Source organism: Rhizobium sp. CBN3, from assembly GCF_030518245.1.
GTDB classification, from domain to species: domain Bacteria; phylum Pseudomonadota; class Alphaproteobacteria; order Rhizobiales; family Rhizobiaceae; genus Rhizobium; species Rhizobium aethiopicum_A.
In genome coordinates this window covers 76,862-93,881 of record NZ_JAULSE010000019.1, presented here as the reverse complement: position 1 = coordinate 93,881, position 17,020 = coordinate 76,862, and the positions used below count along the sequence as shown (strand labels likewise).

Below are 17,020 nucleotides of genomic sequence, written 5' to 3'. Positions count from 1 at the left end.
CTTCCTCCCCACGCTCGGTCGCCCTTGCAAAGTTGCGCTTCTCTTCGCTCGCCATGACCAGCTTACGGTGGGACTTGCACCCACAAGAGTGCGCCCATGCTGGGCGCACAACAAAAAGGCCGGTTGCCCGGCCTTTCGTCATCCGCCCGGCTCGGTGCCAGTTCATCCGTGGTCAAGGAGCAAGCGGGTATTGATGTGAGACTGCCGCCGAAAGGTTAACAAAAGGTTAACTTGTCGATCAGGATCGGACCTCGATTGCCGGACAGCGTGACGTGCCGGAGACGCTCCGCGCGTCCTGTCGGTTCATGCGCCCTGTCGAAGCGAATGAGAGCACAAATCTCCCCCCGTTCAAGCTGCGTTCATCGCGCTCGACCTATAAGGTTTTGAAAGACAAAGCGAATGATGACGCCCTAACAAATTCCGGCGATCGCTCTATCTTTTGTTCCAGATGGCATATGCCAAGGAAACGCAGCCGAGCGCTGCCTGAAAAACACGCCAACGAGGAGTGAGAAGCGTGAGAAACCTCATCGTCAAAATAGCCGCGGCCGCGCTGCTTGTGCTGGCTCCGGCAATAGCGCAGGCCGCCGAGGGATACTCGACGGCCAACGTCAACATGCGCGCGGGTCCAAGTACCCGGTACCCGGCCGTCGCCGTCATACCCGCCGGTTCGTCCGTCGAAATCCGCGGATGCCTTTCCAACGTCAACTGGTGCGACGTCGAATTCTACGGCGGCCGGGGCTGGGTCTCAGGCCAGTACGTGCAGGCGGTCTACGAGCAGCGCCGCGTCTATGTAGGTCCGCGATATTACCGTCCGCTGGGCATTCCGATGGTCACCTTCAGCGTCGGCAATTATTGGGACCGGTACTACCGCAATCGCGATTTTTATCGCGAGCGTGACCGCTGGAGCCGCGGCCCGGACTATTATTACCGCAACCGCGACCGCGATTATTATTCCCGCGACCGTGACCGGGACCGGGACCGGGATTACCGGGCCCGCGAGTACCGGGATCGCAACCGGGACTGGCGCGACAACGATCGCAGAGAGGAAGTCCGCCGGCCCGAGCGTCGGGAAACCGACACGAATTTCCGTAATCTGCCGCAGTTCAGAGGCGGGAAGGCCGACACCTACAATCGTCCCGACCCCCGGGCTTCGCCATTCGTCTGCCGCCCGGGCGATCCCGCCTGCGACTGAAACATCGAGGGCGGCAGCGATGCCGCCCTTTCTGCGACAGAATCACTGGAAAGCGGAGCCACAAAAAAGCCCGGCGCTCCTTGGGGGGATGCACCGGGCCTGATGTCGATCGGCGCGCGTTGAGGGGAGACGGCCGATCATTCGCGGGACGTGAGGGGCTGTCCCGCTTCTCCATAAACAGTCGTCGAGCCTATTGGTTCCGCTCGCCGCATTAATTCCTAATTCGAAAATCGTGCGCACCGCGCCCCGGCCCTGGTCATGACTGCGCGGCTTCGATAGTGCGGCTCTCATCGCTTGTCGTCCTTTAACACCCCGTTAAATCGCCGCAATTACAGTTCACTCGGATGATCGCGCATAGGTCCTTAAACCGAAATCAGTTTAAGGACAAAATTATGCAGCTCTTCAAAGTGCTACAGCGTCCTTCGCGCGTCTGAGGAGACGCCGGGCGCTGTAACAGGGCGCCGTTATGCGAAGTGGGCTTCGCGATCGAACAGGGGATGCGACCGGTCCGCGATGGCAGGCAGAGGCAAATCAGGCGACAGAATCGAACCGTCCTTCAGCGGCCGTCCGGCCCGCGACGATGATGAATTTTCGCTCGACGCCGACGACCGCGTCATCGGAAGCAGATCCGCGCGGCGCGGCGGCTCCAAGCCCCCGCCGCAGCGTGCCGCCCGCCAGCGGCGGCGTGAGCCGCGGGAGCGTGAAGGCGGCGGCCTTTTCGGCTTCCTGCGCGGCGTGGTCTACTGGTGCGTCGTGCTTTTCATCTGGGCCGGCATCGGCGTTGCCGGGCTTGTCCTCTATTACGGCTCACGCATGCCGAGCGCCAGCACGTGGGCGATCCCCGAGCGGCCGCCGAACGTCAAGATCACCGCCGTCGACGGCAGCGTCATTGCCAATCGCGGCGCCACCGGCGGCGAGGCGCTGTCGCTCGAAAACATGTCGCCCTATATTCCCGAAGCCGTCATCGCCATCGAAGATCGGCGCTTTTATTCGCATTTCGGCGTCGATCCGCTCGGCCTCGGCCGGGCGATCGTCACCAATTTCACGGCCGGCCACATGGTGCAGGGCGGCTCGACGCTGACCCAGCAGCTTGCCAAGAACCTCTTCCTCTCTCCCGAGAGAACGCTGGAACGCAAGGTGCAGGAGGTGCTGCTGGCGCTCTGGCTGGAGCAGAAATACACCAAGGACCAGATTCTTGCGATGTATCTCAACCGGGTGTTCTTCGGATCGAACGCCTATGGCGTCGAGGCGGCCTCACGCCGCTATTTCAACAAATCGGCGCGGGACGTGAACCTCGGCGAGGCCGCGGTGCTGGCCGGCCTGCTCAAGGCGCCGTCGCGGCTTTCGCCGGCCCGCGACGCGGAAGCGGCGAATGCGCGCGCCCAGCTCGTGCTCGCGGCGATGCGCGAGCAGGGTTTCATCACCGATTCCGAGGTCAAGACAGCGATGTCGCAGACCCCGGCTTCGGCCAAGAGCTACTGGTCGGGCGCCGGGCATTATGTCGCCGATATGGTCATGGACGAATTGCCGGGCCTGATCGGCGACGTCAAGGAAGACATCGTCGTCGATACGACGATCGACAAATCGCTGGAGAAGAAGGCCGAGCAGTCGCTGGTCGACGTGCTCGACAAGGAGGGAGGCAAGCTCGACGCCTCGCAGGCGGCCCTGGTCTCGATCGACGGCACCGGGGCGATCCGGGCACTCGTCGGCGGCAGAGACTATGCGACGAGCCAGTTCAACCGCGCCGTCAAGGCCAAGCGCCAGCCGGGATCTTCGTTCAAACCCTTCGTCTATACCGCGGCGCTGGAAAAAGGGCTGACGCCTTTTTCGGTGTTCAACGACGCGCCGATCCGCATCGGCGACTGGACGCCGGAGAATTACGAGAAGAAATACAATGGCGAAGTGACGCTCGCCACCGCGCTCGCCAAGTCGCTGAACACGGTGGCCGCGCAGCTGGTGATGTATGACGGGCCGGATCAGGTGATCAAACTCGCCCACCGGCTCGGGATCGAAAGCGAGCTGCAGCCGAACGCCTCGATTGCGCTCGGGACGTCCGAAGTGTCGCTGATGGAACTGACCGCCTCCTATGCCGCCTTCATGAACGGCGGCTACAAGGCGACGCCGCACGTCATCCGCCGGGTGACGACCGCCGAGGGCAAGGTTCTCTACGAAAATACCTACGACAGTCCGCCGCGCGTGCTTTCCGAGCAGATCGCCGCGCAGATGGACACGATGATGATGGGCGTCATCGAAAACGGCACCGGCAAGAGTGCCAAGATTCCCGGCTGGCAGGCGGCGGGCAAGACCGGCACGACGCAGAATTCGCGCGACGCGCTGTTCGTCGGCTTCACCAGCAACCTCACGACCGGCGTCTGGTTCGGCAATGACGACGGCAAGCCGATGAAGAAGGTGACCGGCGGCGGTCTTCCAGCCAAGGCCTGGAAGGAATTCATGATCGCCGCCCACAAGGGTCTTTCGCCGGCGCCGCTCTTTGGCAACGGCCAGCTGATCGACAATCCGAACAGCGGCCAGACGATGGCGCAGGCAGCGCCCGACGGCGGGCAGCCGGTCACGGCCGAAGTGCCGCCACCGACGACGATCGGCGGCATCATTTCCGGCGTGTTCGGCGGCGGCGAGAATGCCGAGCGTTATCCGCAGGCGCCTGTCCGGCAACAGCGGGCAGGCCCCGGCAACGGCCCTGTTCCGCCTGCAGACGTTGCCGAAGGCGGCGGTTCAGGCTACGACGGCATCGTGCCGCCCGGCGATGTCGGTGGGCCGCAGACGACCTTTTCGGTGCAGCCCCGACGCACGACCCTGCTCGACTTGATCATGGGTCAATGAGATTCCGTGCTGCATGCCCGGCGCAAGCCATATATCCTAGAAATCGCACGCTTTCGGGGGATTGGGCGACCGCTTTCCCGGCCGCTGCGAAAATTGAAGGCAACACATTCGTTTTGCTGGATTCCGGGCTATTTCCCGCCTTGCAGTCCAGAAAACCGCTCCTTATATACGCCGCATCACCGCAATCACGATTGCGTAATCTCAAGTAGACCCATCCCGTAAGGGGCTGTCAGGGAAATGCCTTCTGGGGGTTCCGACAGCTTGCTTCAAGGAGAGAATGACATGGCAAAAGTAATTGGTATCGACCTTGGAACGACGAATTCCTGCGTCGCAGTCATGGACGGCAAGGACGCAAAGGTCATCGAGAATGCGGAAGGTGCGCGCACGACCCCTTCCATGGTGGCCTTTTCCGATGATGGCGAGCGCCTCGTCGGCCAGCCGGCCAAGCGCCAGGCGGTCACCAACCCGACGAACACGCTCTTTGCGGTGAAGCGCCTGATCGGCCGCCGCTACGAAGATCCGACCGTCGAGAAGGACAAGCATCTCGTTCCCTTCACCATCGTCAAGGGCGACAATGGCGACGCCTGGGTCGAAGCCAATGGCAAGGGCTACTCGCCCGCACAGATTTCCGCGATGATCCTTCAGAAGATGAAGGAAACCGCCGAATCCTATCTCGGCGAAAAGGTCGAGAAGGCCGTCATCACCGTTCCCGCCTACTTCAACGACGCGCAGCGCCAGGCAACCAAGGATGCCGGCAGGATCGCCGGCCTTGAAGTGCTCCGCATCATCAACGAGCCGACCGCTGCCGCTCTCGCCTACGGCCTCGACAAGAAGGACGGCAAGACGATCGCCGTCTACGACCTTGGCGGCGGCACCTTCGATATTTCGATCCTCGAGATCGGCGACGGCGTCTTCGAAGTGAAGTCCACCAACGGCGATACCTTCCTCGGCGGTGAAGACTTCGACATGCGCCTCGTCGAATATCTCGTTGCCGAATTCAAGAAGGACAACGGCATCGACTTGAAGAACGACAAGCTTGCCCTGCAGCGCCTCAAGGAAGCCGCAGAAAAAGCCAAGATCGAACTGTCGTCCTCGCAGCAGACCGAAATCAACCTGCCGTTCATCACGGCTGACGCCTCCGGCCCGAAGCACCTGACGCTGAAGCTGACCCGCGCCAAGCTCGAGAGCCTGGTCGACGATCTCGTCCAGCGTACGATCGCGCCCTGCAAGGCAGCCCTCAAGGACGCCGGCGTCACCGCTGCCGAAATCGACGAAGTCGTTCTCGTCGGCGGCATGAGCCGCATGCCGAAGGTCCAGGAAGTCGTCAAGCAGCTGTTCGGCAAGGAGCCGCACAAGGGCGTCAACCCGGATGAAGTGGTTGCGCTCGGCGCCGCCATCCAGGCCGGCGTTCTGCAGGGCGACGTCAAGGACGTTCTGCTGCTCGACGTCACCCCGCTGTCGCTCGGCATCGAGACGCTCGGCGGTGTCTTCACCCGTCTGATCGAACGCAACACGACGATCCCGACGAAGAAGAGCCAGACCTTCTCGACCGCGGAAGACAACCAGCAGGCCGTCACCATCCGCGTGTCCCAGGGCGAGCGCGAAATGGCTGCCGACAACAAGCTGCTCGGCCAGTTCGACCTCGTCGGCCTGCCGCCGTCGCCGCGCGGCGTGCCGCAGATCGAAGTCACCTTCGACATCGACGCCAACGGCATCGTACAGGTTTCGGCCAAGGACAAGGGCACCGGCAAGGAACAGCAGATCCGCATCCAGGCTTCCGGCGGCCTCTCCGACGCCGACATCGAAAAGATGGTGAAGGATGCCGAATCCCACGCTGCCGAAGACAAGAAGCGCCGCGAGACCGTGGAAGCCAAGAACCAGGCCGAAAGCCTGATCCACTCCACGGAAAAGTCGCTGAAGGATTACGGCGACAAGGTCTCCGAAGCCGACCGCACCGCCATCTCGGATGCGATCGCCGCGCTGAAGTCCTCGACCGAGGCTACCGAAGCCGACGCCGAAGACATCAAGGCCAAAACCCAGACGCTCATGGAAGTTTCCATGAAGCTCGGCCAGGCGATCTATGAAGCACAGCAGGCCGAAGGCGGTGCTGCTGCCGATGCCTCCGCGGAAGGCGGCGACAATGTCGTCGACGCCGACTACGAGGAAATCAAGGACGACGACCGCAAGAAGTCCGCGTAATCCGCGGCGGCGTGGTTATGCTTCAACACCTGATCCGGCTGCTCACCATGGCAGCCGGAAATCCATTTCCGGGGTTTAATCCTTAATGGCAAAAGCGGACTTTTACGAAACTCTGGGTGTAGCCAAATCGGCGGACGAGAAAGAGCTGAAGAGCGCCTTCCGAAAGCTGGCGATGAAATATCACCCGGACAAGAACCCGGATGACAAGGAAGCCGAACGGAAGTTCAAAGAAATCAACGAAGCCTATGAAATGCTCAAGGACCCGCAGAAGCGGGCAGCCTATGATCGTTATGGCCACGCAGCCTTTGAGCACGGCGGCATGGGCGGCGGTGGCGGCGGCTTTGCCGGCGGCGGCTTCTCCGACATCTTCGAGGATATTTTCGGCGAGATGATGGGCGGCGGACGGGCGCGCCAGCGCTCTGCGGGAGGCCGCGAGCGCGGCGCCGATCTTCGCTACAATATGGAAATAACGCTGGAAGAGGCTTTCTCGGGCAAGACGGCGCAGATCCGCGTTCCCACTTCCATCACCTGCGACGTCTGTTCGGGTTCGGGCGCCAAGCCCGGCACGCAGCCGAAGAGCTGCGGCACCTGCCAGGGCACGGGCCGCGTGCGCGCGGCGCAGGGCTTCTTCTCGATCGAGCGGACCTGCCCGACCTGCCACGGCCGCGGCCAGATCATTCCCGATCCGTGTCCGAAGTGCCACGGCCAGGGCCGAGTGACGGAAGAGCGGTCGCTCTCCGTCAATATTCCCGCCGGCATCGAGGACGGCACGCGCATCCGCCTGCAGGGCGAGGGCGAAGCCGGGGCTCGCGGCGGACCGGCCGGCGATCTTTATATCTTCCTGTCGGTGAAGCCGCATGAATTCTACCAGCGCGACGGAGCCGATCTCTATTGCGCCGTGCCGATCTCGATGACGACGGCTGCTCTCGGCGGAACCTTCGACGTGGCGACGCTCGACGGCACCAAATCGCGGGTGAGCGTGCCTGAGGGCACCCAGGCCGGCAAACAGTTCCGTCTCAAGGGCAAGGGCATGCCGGTGCTGCGTTCGGCGCAGACGGGCGACCTTTATATCCAGATCCAGATCGAGACACCGCAAAAGCTCACCAAGCGCCAGCGCGAACTGCTGCAGGAATTCGAGCAGATTTCCTCCAAGGAGAACAATCCGGAGTCGACGGGTTTCTTTGCCCGGATGAAGGAATTCTTCGAAGGCTGAGCCGTCGGTCGATAGGCAATCGCGAAAGCCGGGGACGGAAACGTCTTCGGCTTTTTTGCGCCCGCAAATCCTGATTTGGGACATGGGCAGTTCATGCCAGGCGGTCTGTTCCAGATCTGCCGCGCAAACTGTTCCAGATCGACACGGCGCCCGATCGGAACAGGAACTTGCGTTAACGCAGCCCGATGATGCCGCTTGCAAGTTTTTAAAATGACTCCAATCTCTGCCGTCAGCGCACGACCCAGGAGCTCGGAATCGATGTCAGGGGGGTGATGCGCAGTTTCAGAGCGACAGAGCGTTTCCGGCGTGTCCCATTGGACGCAGGCGCTCTAACGGGGACCACGAAGCAAGAGTATCCATCATGGCGCCAGCCTTTTCCTCTCAGTCCGAAGATGTCGACGTTCTCGCCGGCGCCATCTACACATGGTGTGCCGAGCGCAACATCAAACTTCGCAGCCAGCAGGGCCTTTCCATCGCCAGTATCGCGATCGACCTCTACCACGCCGGCCACCAGACGCAGGACGAGCTGCTGACGGCGTTGCATGGGTGCGAGATTCACTGATTCACCAGCGCGTCGCGAAATGCGTCTGCCGCTGGGGACAGGCAGCCCCCGACATGGTTCGGAGGTCGTCCCTCTGAAGAAGTCTTGCTTCTCCCGAGGTCAGCTGACCGCTTCAGCGGGATCAGGCGGCGCTATCGACCGCTTCGCCGCTCATGAGTGTAAGGATGGTCTTGACCGCTTCCTTGCCTGCCGCCGAGTTCAGCTTGTCGTAGCTCAGCGCAAGGGCATAGGCATCAGGGCTGAGTTCGATACGGCCGCCGAATTCCGATATATCCGTCCCCTCGAAGAGGGCGGAGATCTCGACACCGAGAAAAACCGCGATCTGATGCAGCTTGCTGGCTGAAACGCGGTTCGTTCCCTTTTCATATTTCTGGATCTGCTGGAAAGTCAGTCCGAGTGCTTCACCGAGCTCGAGCTGGGAAACACGACGAATGGCGCGAAGCTGTCTGATGTTGCGACCAACAATGATATCGACCGGATCTGCCACTTCACCACTCTCTTATACATGAACCTTTTGTTCACCATATCGTTTTCCCGGCATAACGCAACCCGACAGTTGCAAAATTCAACCGACTTTTTCTGGGCATTACGTTACGTCAGCCGCCACCGAGGAATGTCGCAGAAGCCTTGCCACGCAGGCGATCCGAGAACGCCGACGATGACTGTGGCCGGCTGACGCCCAATCTCGGACGCCTCTGATGCGGTTGTATTTTTGCGGATTTTGGGAAAAACAGTACCAAAAAGTTCCGGAATCTTTCGTGTTTGCGATGTTTCCTGTGAAGCACGCCCGATCCGCGGCGCGAAGCGACGCGCTTGCCATCCGCGCTGCTTCGGCTTAGCTGTCACGCTTCACGAACCCGGATACGCAATGCCGCATAAGGTCTCTCTTTCGCGTCTGAAGCTGACAGACTTCCGCAATTATACGGCCGCGAGCCTCAGTCTCGACGGTCGGCATGCCGTGCTGACCGGAGACAATGGCGCCGGCAAGACCAATGTCATGGAGGCGGTCTCGCTGCTTTCGCCCGGCCGCGGCCTGCGCCGAGCCGCCTATGGCGATATTACCCGCGTCGGGGCGGCCGGTGGCTTTTCGATCTTCGCGGCGCTTGACGGCATGGAGGGCGAAGTCGAGATCGGAACCGGCATAGAAGCGGGCGAGGAGACCACAGCCCGCCGGCTTCGCATCAACGGCACCCCGGCAAAAACCGCCGACGATTTGACCGATCACCTGCGTCTTCTCTGGCTGACACCGGCGATGGACGGGCTCTTTACCGGCGCCTCCTCCGACCGCCGACGCTTTCTCGACCGGCTGGTGCTGTCGATCGACCCTGCCCACGGCCGTCGCGCCAGCGATTTCGAGCGCGCCATGCGCAGCCGCAACAAGCTGCTGGACGAAGGCCGTTTCGACCCTTCCTGGCTTGCGGGTATCGAAGAACAGATGGCAAGCCTCGGCATCGCCATGGCGCTCGCCCGGCAGGAGATGCTCGGCCTCTTGACCCGGCTGACCGAGGAAACACTGGAGAGTTCGCCTTTCCCATCGGCCTCGCTGCAGCTCTCGGGCTTCATGGACGGCCAGTTCTCGCGTCCATCGGTCGACCTCGAGGACGACTACGCGGCGATGCTCGCCGAGAGCCGCTACCGCGATGCCGGCGCGGGGCGCACGCTGGAGGGACCGCACCGGACCGACCTCATCGTCCACCACCGCGAAAAGGCGATGGAGGCGGAGCGGTGTTCCACCGGCGAGCAGAAAGCGCTGCTTGTCGGCCTGGTGCTTGCCCATGCGCGGCTGGTCGGCAATCTCACCGGTCATGCGCCGATCCTGCTGCTCGACGAGATCGCCGCGCATCTCGACGAGAACAGGCGCGCCGCGCTGTTCGACCTCATCGATGGATTGGGCGGCCAGGCCTTCATGACCGGAACGGATCGGGGAATGTTCTCGGCCCTCGGCGACAGGGCGCAGTTCTTTACGGTTGCGGACGGAAGGGTGTTCGGATGAGGGAGACCGCTTTTCCCGATGTCGCTTTTCCCGATGTCGGCGGCCATGCTACGATCGCCGCCATGGAACCTCTCAGCCCCGATGAAATCGCCCGGTATCAACGCCATATCCTGCTCCCCGAGATCGGCGGCGCAGGCCAGCAGAAACTCAAAGCCGCCCGCGTGCTGGTGATCGGCGCCGGCGGGCTCGGTGCGCCGATTCTGCAATATCTCGCCGCCGCCGGTATCGGCACGCTCGGCATCGTCGACGACGACCGGGTGTCGCTGTCCAATCTGCAACGCCAAGTGATCCATGATTCCGGCACGATCGGCGAGCTGAAAACCGAAAGCGCCGCCTTGGCCATTGCCAGGCTCAACCCGCATGTGCGGCTCATCCGCTTCGAGGAACGCTTTTCTCGCGAGACTGCCCGACGTCAATTATCCGGCTTCGATCTCCTGATCGACGGCTCCGACAATTTCGATACGCGTTATGCCGCGGCCGATGTGGCGGAGGAAGCAGGTATCCCGCTCGTCACCGGTGCCGTCGGTCGTTTCGACGGTTCGCTGACGGTGCTAAAACCTTATGAGACGGCCGAGGACGGAGCGCCCAACCCAGGTTACCGCGACCTGTTTCCCGAGGCGCCTCCGGCGGGCCTGATCCCCAGCTGCGCCGAAGCCGGTATCATCGGCGCGCTCACCGGCGTCATCGGCACGATGATGGCGATGGAGGCGATCAAGCTCATCACCGGCGCCGGCGAGCCGCTGATCGGGCGGCTGCTGCTTTACGACGCACTCTTGGCCCGGTTCGAAACCGTGCGCTATAAGCGCCGCCGCGCAAGGCAGGCCGCCGGATGAGGATTATCCGCCTCGACCCGAGTTTCACGCGCTGGGACGAGTTGCTCGCCCTCATCCTGACCGCCTTCGCTTCGATGAACGGCAGGATCGATCCGCCGTCGTCGGCGCTCAGCCTAACGGCGGAGACGCTGGCCGCGAAGGCTGAGGCCGAGATCGGTTACATTGTCATTGGCGATGGAAAGCTGATTGGCTGCCTGTTCCTGCGGCCGGAGGCCGATTGTCTCTACGTCGGCAAGCTCGCCGTTCTGCCGGAAGCGCAAGGCAAGGGCCTCGGCAGGCGTTTGCTGGCAGTTGCCGAGGAGACGGCTGCAGAATTCGGCCTTGCCGCCTTGCGGCTGGAGACACGCATCGAGCTTACCGACAATCACGCCGTCTTTGCCGCCTGGGGATTTTCCAGAACCGCCGAGAAGGCGCATCCCGGTTTTGCCAGAACGACCTTCATCGAGATGCGGAAGAGCCTTACACGCTGACGCGCATCAGCGGCCAGGCAGCACCCGATTCGGCGGCCTGTGGCCGTCGATGAAGGTGCGGATATTGATGATGACCTTGTCGCCCATGTCGATGCGGCCTTCGATCGTCGCCGAGCTCATATGCGGCAGCAGCACGACCTTGCCCTCATTGGCGAGCTTGACGAGCTTCGGATTGACGGCAGGCTCGTTCTCGAAGACGTCGAGGCCGGCGCCGGCGATCTTGCCCTCCCTCAGGCACTTGATCAGCTGGGTTTCATCGACCACGTCGCCGCGCGCCGTATTGACGAGATAGGCCGTCGGCTGCAGCAGCGCCAGGCGGCGCGCCGAAATCAGGTGAAAGGTTGCCGGTGTCGAGGGGCAGTTGATCGAGACGATGTCGACGCGGGCCAGCATCTGGTCAAGGCTTTCCCAATAGGTTGCCTCCAACTCGTCCTCGACGGCCGGATTGACGCGCTTGCGGTTGTGGTAGTGAATCGAAAGGCCAAAAGCCTTGGCGCGGCGGGCCACCGCCGTGCCGATTCGCCCCATGCCGACGATGCCGATGCGCTTGCCGTGAATTCGCCGGCCGAGCATCCAGGTGGGAGACCAGCCGGCCCACTCGCCCGGCTTGTCGGTCAGGATCCGCGCCCCTTCGCCGAGCCGCCTCGGAACCGCGAGAATCAACGCCATGGTCATATCGGCAGTGTCCTCGGTGAGGACGTTCGGCGTGTTGGTGACGGTGATGCCCTTGCGCGCCGCCGCCTCGACGTCGATGTGGTCGGTGCCGTTGGAGAAGCTGGCAATCAGCTTCATCTGCGGTCCCGCCTCATCGATCAGCGCCGCGTCGATGCGATCGGTAACCGTCGGCACCAGCACGTCGGCGGTCCGCACAGCGGCGACAAGTTCGGGAACGGAGCGCGGCGCGTCGTCGATGTTCAGCTCGGCATCGAAGAGCTCCCGCATTCGGGTTTCGACGGCATCCGGCAGTTTGCGGGTGATATAGACCTTCGGTTTTTTCTTCGCTGTCATGGCTGCCTGCGATGCCTTGTTCAGAGGTCTTTAACCAAGAGGGGTGATAATTTTCCCGTTCCGGGCAATTTCTACCAGACCCGCACGCGAAGACAAACAAAACTCGTGGTGCAGCCGGGGAATGTCAAAGCCCGGACCGCGTGCAGGCCGGACTTGCCCGCGAATTCGAGCAAACGGAAGCCTCCATGCGCAGCAAAGTCCTGAAGTCCTGCCTCGCCCTCGCGATCGCTCTGGCCGCATCCATGGGAACCTTAGAATTTGCTCATGCGCAAGCGGCCAAGGGGCCGAGCGGCCTGCCATTGCCGCGCTTCGTCACATTGAAATCGAAGCGCGTCAACCTGCGCATCGGCCCCGGAACGGATTTCGCCGTATCGTGGATGTATCTGAAATCCGGCCTGCCGGTGGAAATCATCCAGGAATACGACAACTGGCGCCGCATCCGCGATGCCGACGGCACTGAAGGCTGGGTCAATCAGTCGCTGCTATCAGGCCAGCGCGCGGCGATCGCGGCACCCTGGATGAAGACGAAGGGCAAGGGCGTCTATGTCAATCTGCGCCGCGAGGCGCAGCCCTCCGCCTCAATCGTCGCCAAGCTCGAACCCGGCGTGATGCTGACGATCGGCGAATGCAACGGCGATTGGTGCCACGCAGAAACCGACGGCGCCGCGGGCTGGGTGGCGCAGTCGGAAATCTGGGGCGCCTATCCCGGCGAAGCCTTCAAATAAGCCCCGCCTGTTTGGCGGCCTCGGAAAGCGAGGTCATCGGGCGTGGGCCGATCTGCTGAATGACAATGCCGGCGGCGAGACAACCGAGCTTGCCGCAATCCTCCAGGGACCGTCCCTGCGTGTAGCCATAGAGGAAGCCGGAGGCAAACAGGTCACCGGCGCCCGTTGTATCCACAACTTCGCGGATCCTGATTGCATCGACGTAATAACGCTCCCGGCCCTTCAGGATGACGGCGCCGTTCTCGCTCATCGTCACGGCGGCGATCTTGCAGTCCGCGGCGATCCTGTTCAGCGCCTCTTCGAAATCGTCGGTCTGGTAAAGCGACAGTGCCTCCTGGCGATTGGCAAAGACGATATCGACCTTGCCGGAGCGCATCAGATCGAGGAACTCGCCGCGGTACCGGTCGACGCAGAAACTGTCGGACAACGTCATCGACATTTCCCGGCCGTGTTGATGGGCGATGCGGGCGCAATCGAGAATCGCCTCCTTGGCGCGCGGCGGATCCCAGAGATAACCTTCGAAATAGGTGACCTTGGCATCGGCAACGACATCGGCCTCGACATCCTCGGGACCGAGTTCGACGCAGGCGCCGAGATAGGTATTCATCGAACGCTCGCCATCCTCGGTGACGAAGATCATCGAACGCGCCGTCGGCGGGAAGGTGCCCTTCGGCTTCGTCTGATAGTGGACGCCCTGGGCGCGAATATCGTGGGTGAAGATGTCTCCGAGCTGATCTGCGGCGACATTGCCGAAATAGGCTGCCTTGCCGCCGAGGTTGGCAACGCCCGCCGCCGTGTTGCCGGCGCTGCCGCCGGAGGCTTCCAGTGCCGGTCCCATGCGCGAATACAACAGTTCGGCACGTTCGGCGTCGATGAGGTTCATCGCCGCCTTGGTGATCTGGTTGTCAATGAGGAACTGATCGTTGCAACGGGCGATGATATCCACGATTGCGTTGCCGACCGTCAGAACATCGAATCTTGTCATGAAATGGGGGGTCCCGGATTTGTGATAGCCGGGGTTCGGTCTTAGCGAAATTTCCGCGGTTTGGAAGGACAAATGGTGAATAGCGCAGCTATTTCTTCGCAAAAGTGCCGCTTATTCGTCATGCCGCTGTCATCTTCGAAATCTACAAGTACTCGCAGGAAGACCGGCATGAGCAGCTTTCAGTTGCAGCCGGGCGCCCGAGGGATGATCCCTTCGATCTTACCGGCGCGATGCTGACCACGGATGAACTGGCAGCTTCGTGATCCCTCCGGCAAGGCCGGAGCGGAAAAGCGGGCTGTGCCCGCTTTTTTTGCTTTGCGGAGAGCTCAGCGGCCGGAGCGGGCGGCGCTTGCCCTTTGCTGGTCGAGCGCCGTTCGGACGCACAGGACGCTCTCACTCTTCAAATCTACGCATTGGACTTACCGAAAATCGATTCCGATTTTCGGGTCGATGCTGTAGAGGTCGGATACTCCCCTCCCCGCAGAGCATCCCGCCTCATGTCAGCCATCATTCTCGACGTCCTTCCCATCTTCATCCTGATCCTCATCGGCTGGGTGATCGTTCGCAGCGGTCTGATGACCTCGAATGTCGGCGACGCGCTCAGCGAATTCGTCTTCAAGATCGCCGTGCCGCTTCTGCTCTTCCGCACCATCGCCGAAGCGGATTTCCACGGCGCCTCGCCTTTCCGGCTCTGGATCGTCTATTTCTCCGGTGTCGCCATCACCTGGACGGCCGGGCATATCGCCGCAACGCGGCTTTTCGGCCGCGATGAACGGATCGGCGTTCTCGCTGGGGTTTCCTCAGCCTTCGCCAACAACGTCTTCATCGGGCTGCCGCTCGTTCAGCGGACCATCGGCGACGAAGGGCTGGTGGCGTTGTCGATCCTGCTTGCCGTGCATCTGCCTGTCATGATGGTCGCCGGCACAGTGCTGATGGAGCATGCGGAGCGCAAGATCGCCGGCAAAAGCGACCGCAGCATGGTGTTCGTGCTTCGCCAGATCGTCATCAATCTCATACGCAATCCGCTGGTGATCGGGCTTGCAGCCGGCATGGCCATGCATCTTTCCGGCCTTACCATGACGGCGACGCTGGCGACGGTCGTCAATCAGATCGCCGGCATTGCCGGTCCGGCGGCGCTGATCTCGCTCGGGATGGCGCTGGAGAGATACGGCGTCTCCGGCAATTTCGGCATTGCCAGCGTCACCTCGAGCTTAAAGCTGCTGCTGCTGCCCGGTTGCGTCTGGGCGGCGAGCCATCTCCTCGGCCTCAGCCCTGCATGGACGGCAGCGATCGTGCTGACCTCGTCGGTGCCGACAGGCGTCAACGCCTGGCTGATCGCCAACCGGTTTGGCGTCGGTCACAGCCTCGCCGCCTCGACGATCACGGTGACAACGGCGCTCGGCGCCATCACGGTCTCGCTCTGGGCTTATTTCCTGGGGGCCTGAGCGGGTCTCGGCATAATAAGAAAAGCCCGGCTTGCGAGCCGGGCTTTTCCATGAATGCGATCATCCTGCCGTTCACTGCGTGGCTGTTTTCGGATCCGGCAGCGGCACCGGCGAATCAGCCAGCGTGTGCAGGTAGAGGATGACGTTGGCGCGGTCCTGATCCTTCGGCAGACCGGCAAAGCCCATCGCGGTGCCGGGAACGTCCTTCTTCGGCGCCAGCAGGAACTTGTTGAGATTCTCAAAAGTCCACTTCTCGCTGCTGCCCTTGGAGAAATCCTTCATCGCAGAGGAATAGGCGAAGCCTTCATGCGAGGCGATCGGGCGATCTACGACACCAAAGAGGTTCGGACCGACCTTGTTCGGTCCGCCTTTGGTGCCGTCATGACAGGCCTGACACTTCTTGAAGACCGCTTCACCGGCCTTGGCATCTGCAGAAGCGAGCAACTGCGCGATCGGAACGGCAGCGGCCGGCGCAGCTTCGCCACCGGCGGCCGGCGCCTCTTCCGCAACGATCGCGAAACCTTCCTTCTCCGGCGCTTCGGAATGGAAGATCCCCTCGGACGCGATGGAGACCGACATCAGAACGAAAATCGTTCCGAGCAGCGCCCCCACGGCCGTATTGACGTATGAATTCATCTGCAATGCTCCCCTTGCAGCCGGCAGACCAGAACCGGACCATCTTGAAATCGCGCGGAACCTATGTCTTTTGACTGTTCGTTGCAACTGTCTAAATGGTCTTATGCGTGAGACTTTTTGACACTTTTCAGCCCGGAATAGAAGGCCCGAACAATGCGTGATTCAAATTTCGACGACGTGCTCGTATTGATCCCGGCACGGATGGCTTCAACTAGGCTTCCGGGCAAGCCGCTCGCCGATATTTGCGGACTGCCGATGATCGTGCAGGTGGCGATGCGCGCAAAAGAAGCCGAAATCGGCCGGGTCGTCGTCGCCGTCGACGACCCGCAGGTGTTCGATACCGTGGCTGCCGCCGGCTTCGAAGTCGTCATGACCAGCAAGGATCATCAATCCGGCTCGGACCGTATCTTCGAAGCGCTGAAGAAGGTGGATCCGGACGGCAAGGCGAAGTTCATCGTCAACGTCCAGGGCGACCTGCCGACGATCGAGCCTGAAACGGTGCGGGCGGCCTTGCGACCCCTCGAGAACGAAGCAGTCGATATCGGCACGCTGACCATCGAAATCGATAATGAGGAGGACAAGACCGCGCCGCACATCGTCAAGGTCATCGGTTCGCCGATTTCCGACACCCGCCTGCGCAGCCTCTACTTCACTCGCGCGACGGCCCCTTACGGCAAGGGGCCGCTCTACCATCATATCGGCCTCTATGCCTATCGGCGCGCTGCGCTCGAGCGGTTCGTCTCGCTCGGCCCGTCGACGCTTGAAAAGCGCGAATCGCTGGAGCAGCTGCGGGCACTGGAGGCCGGCATGCGCATCGATGCCGAGATCGTTGACACGGTTCCGCTCGGTGTCGATACTCCGGCCGACCTCGAAAAAGCGCGGCGAATCCTCTCTGCACGGCAGAACTGACGGGACTAT

General features: G+C 62.0%; 15 protein-coding genes. 11 read left to right on the top strand and 4 right to left on the bottom strand.

Features of this window, described 5'->3' with window-relative positions; genetic code table 11:
* The first annotated feature begins 514 nt into the window (after positions 1-514).
* From QWJ46_RS24215 to QWJ46_RS24195, 5 genes are all read left to right on the top strand, one after another.
* Entirely contained in the window at positions 515-1,192 is a 678-nt protein-coding gene (locus QWJ46_RS24215; RefSeq protein WP_302754264.1) for an SH3 domain-containing protein, read from the top strand.
* A 513-nt stretch (positions 1,193-1,705) separates the two neighbouring features.
* Complete coding sequence (locus QWJ46_RS24210) at positions 1,706-4,033, top strand: transglycosylase domain-containing protein (RefSeq protein ID WP_302754263.1); 2,328 nt, start codon at positions 1,706-1,708, stop codon at positions 4,031-4,033.
* Between the two features lie 282 nt (positions 4,034-4,315).
* Positions 4,316-6,232, top strand: a complete 1,917-nt coding sequence (gene dnaK / locus QWJ46_RS24205) for a molecular chaperone DnaK (RefSeq protein ID WP_184458652.1) — start codon at positions 4,316-4,318, stop codon at positions 6,230-6,232.
* Between the two features lie 85 nt (positions 6,233-6,317).
* The gene (dnaJ, locus tag QWJ46_RS24200; protein ID WP_302754262.1) at positions 6,318-7,445 is read left to right on the top strand and encodes a molecular chaperone DnaJ; all 1,128 of its coding nucleotides are present in this window, start codon (positions 6,318-6,320) and stop codon (positions 7,443-7,445) included.
* 361 nt (positions 7,446-7,806) lie between these two features.
* On the top strand, positions 7,807-8,007 hold the full coding sequence (locus QWJ46_RS24195) for a hypothetical protein (protein ID WP_184458650.1): 201 nt from the start codon (positions 7,807-7,809) through the stop codon (positions 8,005-8,007).
* 121 nt (positions 8,008-8,128) lie between these two features.
* On the opposite strand, the gene QWJ46_RS24190 is transcribed toward QWJ46_RS24195, so the two are convergent.
* Positions 8,129-8,494 (bottom strand): helix-turn-helix domain-containing protein, encoded by a 366-nt coding sequence (locus QWJ46_RS24190; protein WP_184458649.1) that lies wholly within the window; start codon positions 8,492-8,494, stop codon positions 8,129-8,131.
* A gap of 381 nt (positions 8,495-8,875) precedes the next feature.
* Between QWJ46_RS24190 and recF the strand changes: the two genes are divergently transcribed.
* The 3 genes from recF to QWJ46_RS24175 all read left to right on the top strand — a co-directional run bounded on the left by recF (position 8,876) and on the right by QWJ46_RS24175 (position 11,303).
* A complete protein-coding gene (gene recF, locus QWJ46_RS24185) occupies positions 8,876-10,000 on the top strand; it encodes a DNA replication/repair protein RecF (protein WP_368046100.1) in 1,125 nt (374 codons plus the stop codon).
* 62 nt (positions 10,001-10,062) lie between these two features.
* A complete protein-coding gene (locus QWJ46_RS24180) occupies positions 10,063-10,833 on the top strand; it encodes a molybdopterin-synthase adenylyltransferase MoeB (protein ID WP_302754265.1) in 771 nt (256 codons plus the stop codon).
* Positions 10,830-11,303 (top strand): GNAT family N-acetyltransferase, encoded by a 474-nt coding sequence (locus tag QWJ46_RS24175; protein ID WP_184458647.1) that lies wholly within the window; start codon positions 10,830-10,832, stop codon positions 11,301-11,303. Before QWJ46_RS24180 ends, QWJ46_RS24175 begins: the two co-directional genes overlap by 4 nt.
* Before the next feature lie 6 nt (positions 11,304-11,309).
* Here QWJ46_RS24175 and QWJ46_RS24170 read toward each other — a convergent pair whose 3' ends face one another.
* Positions 11,310-12,311 carry a D-glycerate dehydrogenase gene (locus QWJ46_RS24170; protein WP_184458646.1) on the bottom strand — a complete coding sequence of 334 codons (1,002 nt, stop codon included), beginning with the start codon at positions 12,309-12,311 and terminating at the stop codon, positions 11,310-11,312.
* A gap of 185 nt (positions 12,312-12,496) precedes the next feature.
* On the opposite strand from QWJ46_RS24170, the gene QWJ46_RS24165 reads away from it, so the two are divergent.
* Positions 12,497-13,036 (top strand): SH3 domain-containing protein, encoded by a 540-nt coding sequence (locus QWJ46_RS24165; RefSeq protein ID WP_011423530.1) that lies wholly within the window; start codon positions 12,497-12,499, stop codon positions 13,034-13,036.
* Here QWJ46_RS24165 and QWJ46_RS24160 read toward each other — a convergent pair.
* Entirely contained in the window at positions 13,029-14,021 is a 993-nt protein-coding gene (locus QWJ46_RS24160; RefSeq protein ID WP_302754261.1) for an adenosine kinase, read from the bottom strand. The genes QWJ46_RS24165 and QWJ46_RS24160 overlap by 8 nt on opposite strands.
* A 497-nt stretch (positions 14,022-14,518) precedes the next feature.
* Between QWJ46_RS24160 and QWJ46_RS24155 the strand changes: the two genes are divergently transcribed.
* Complete coding sequence (locus QWJ46_RS24155; protein WP_184458643.1) at positions 14,519-15,466, top strand: AEC family transporter; 948 nt, start codon at positions 14,519-14,521, stop codon at positions 15,464-15,466.
* Positions 15,467-15,538: 72 nt separating this feature from the next.
* Here the strand turns inward: QWJ46_RS24155 and QWJ46_RS24150 are convergent, their stop codons facing one another.
* Positions 15,539-16,102: a cytochrome c family protein gene (locus QWJ46_RS24150; RefSeq protein ID WP_086081450.1), complete on the bottom strand. Its 564-nt coding sequence runs from the start codon at positions 16,100-16,102 to the stop codon at positions 15,539-15,541.
* 153 nt (positions 16,103-16,255) lie between these two features.
* Here QWJ46_RS24150 and QWJ46_RS24145 point away from each other — a divergent pair, with 153 nt between their 5' ends.
* Positions 16,256-17,011 (top strand): 3-deoxy-manno-octulosonate cytidylyltransferase, encoded by a 756-nt coding sequence (locus QWJ46_RS24145; protein ID WP_302754260.1) that lies wholly within the window; start codon positions 16,256-16,258, stop codon positions 17,009-17,011.
* Positions 17,012-17,020 lie beyond the last annotated feature (9 nt).

What these genes read in the sequence shown, in the direction of transcription:
- QWJ46_RS24210 (WP_302754263.1), top strand. Translation starts at nt 1,706, where the DNA reads ATGGCAGGCAGAGGCAAATCAGGCGACAGAATCGAACCGTCCTTCAGC.
- dnaK (WP_184458652.1), top strand. Translation starts at nt 4,316, where the DNA reads ATGGCAAAAGTAATTGGTATCGACCTTGGAACGACGAATTCCTGCGTC.
- dnaJ (WP_302754262.1), top strand. Translation starts at nt 6,318, where the DNA reads ATGGCAAAAGCGGACTTTTACGAAACTCTGGGTGTAGCCAAATCGGCG.
- QWJ46_RS24195 (WP_184458650.1), top strand. Translation starts at nt 7,807, where the DNA reads ATGGCGCCAGCCTTTTCCTCTCAGTCCGAAGATGTCGACGTTCTCGCC.
- recF (WP_368046100.1), top strand. Translation starts at nt 8,876, where the DNA reads ATGCCGCATAAGGTCTCTCTTTCGCGTCTGAAGCTGACAGACTTCCGC.
- QWJ46_RS24180 (WP_302754265.1), top strand. Translation starts at nt 10,063, where the DNA reads ATGGAACCTCTCAGCCCCGATGAAATCGCCCGGTATCAACGCCATATC.
- QWJ46_RS24175 (WP_184458647.1), top strand. Translation starts at nt 10,830, where the DNA reads ATGAGGATTATCCGCCTCGACCCGAGTTTCACGCGCTGGGACGAGTTG.
- QWJ46_RS24170 (WP_184458646.1), bottom strand. Translation starts at nt 12,311, where the DNA reads ATGACAGCGAAGAAAAAACCGAAGGTCTATATCACCCGCAAACTGCCG.
- QWJ46_RS24165 (WP_011423530.1), top strand. Translation starts at nt 12,497, where the DNA reads ATGCGCAGCAAAGTCCTGAAGTCCTGCCTCGCCCTCGCGATCGCTCTG.
- QWJ46_RS24160 (WP_302754261.1), bottom strand. Translation starts at nt 14,021, where the DNA reads ATGACAAGATTCGATGTTCTGACGGTCGGCAACGCAATCGTGGATATC.
- QWJ46_RS24155 (WP_184458643.1), top strand. Translation starts at nt 14,519, where the DNA reads ATGTCAGCCATCATTCTCGACGTCCTTCCCATCTTCATCCTGATCCTC.
- QWJ46_RS24150 (WP_086081450.1), bottom strand. Translation starts at nt 16,102, where the DNA reads ATGAATTCATACGTCAATACGGCCGTGGGGGCGCTGCTCGGAACGATT.
- QWJ46_RS24145 (WP_302754260.1), top strand. Translation starts at nt 16,256, where the DNA reads ATGCGTGATTCAAATTTCGACGACGTGCTCGTATTGATCCCGGCACGG.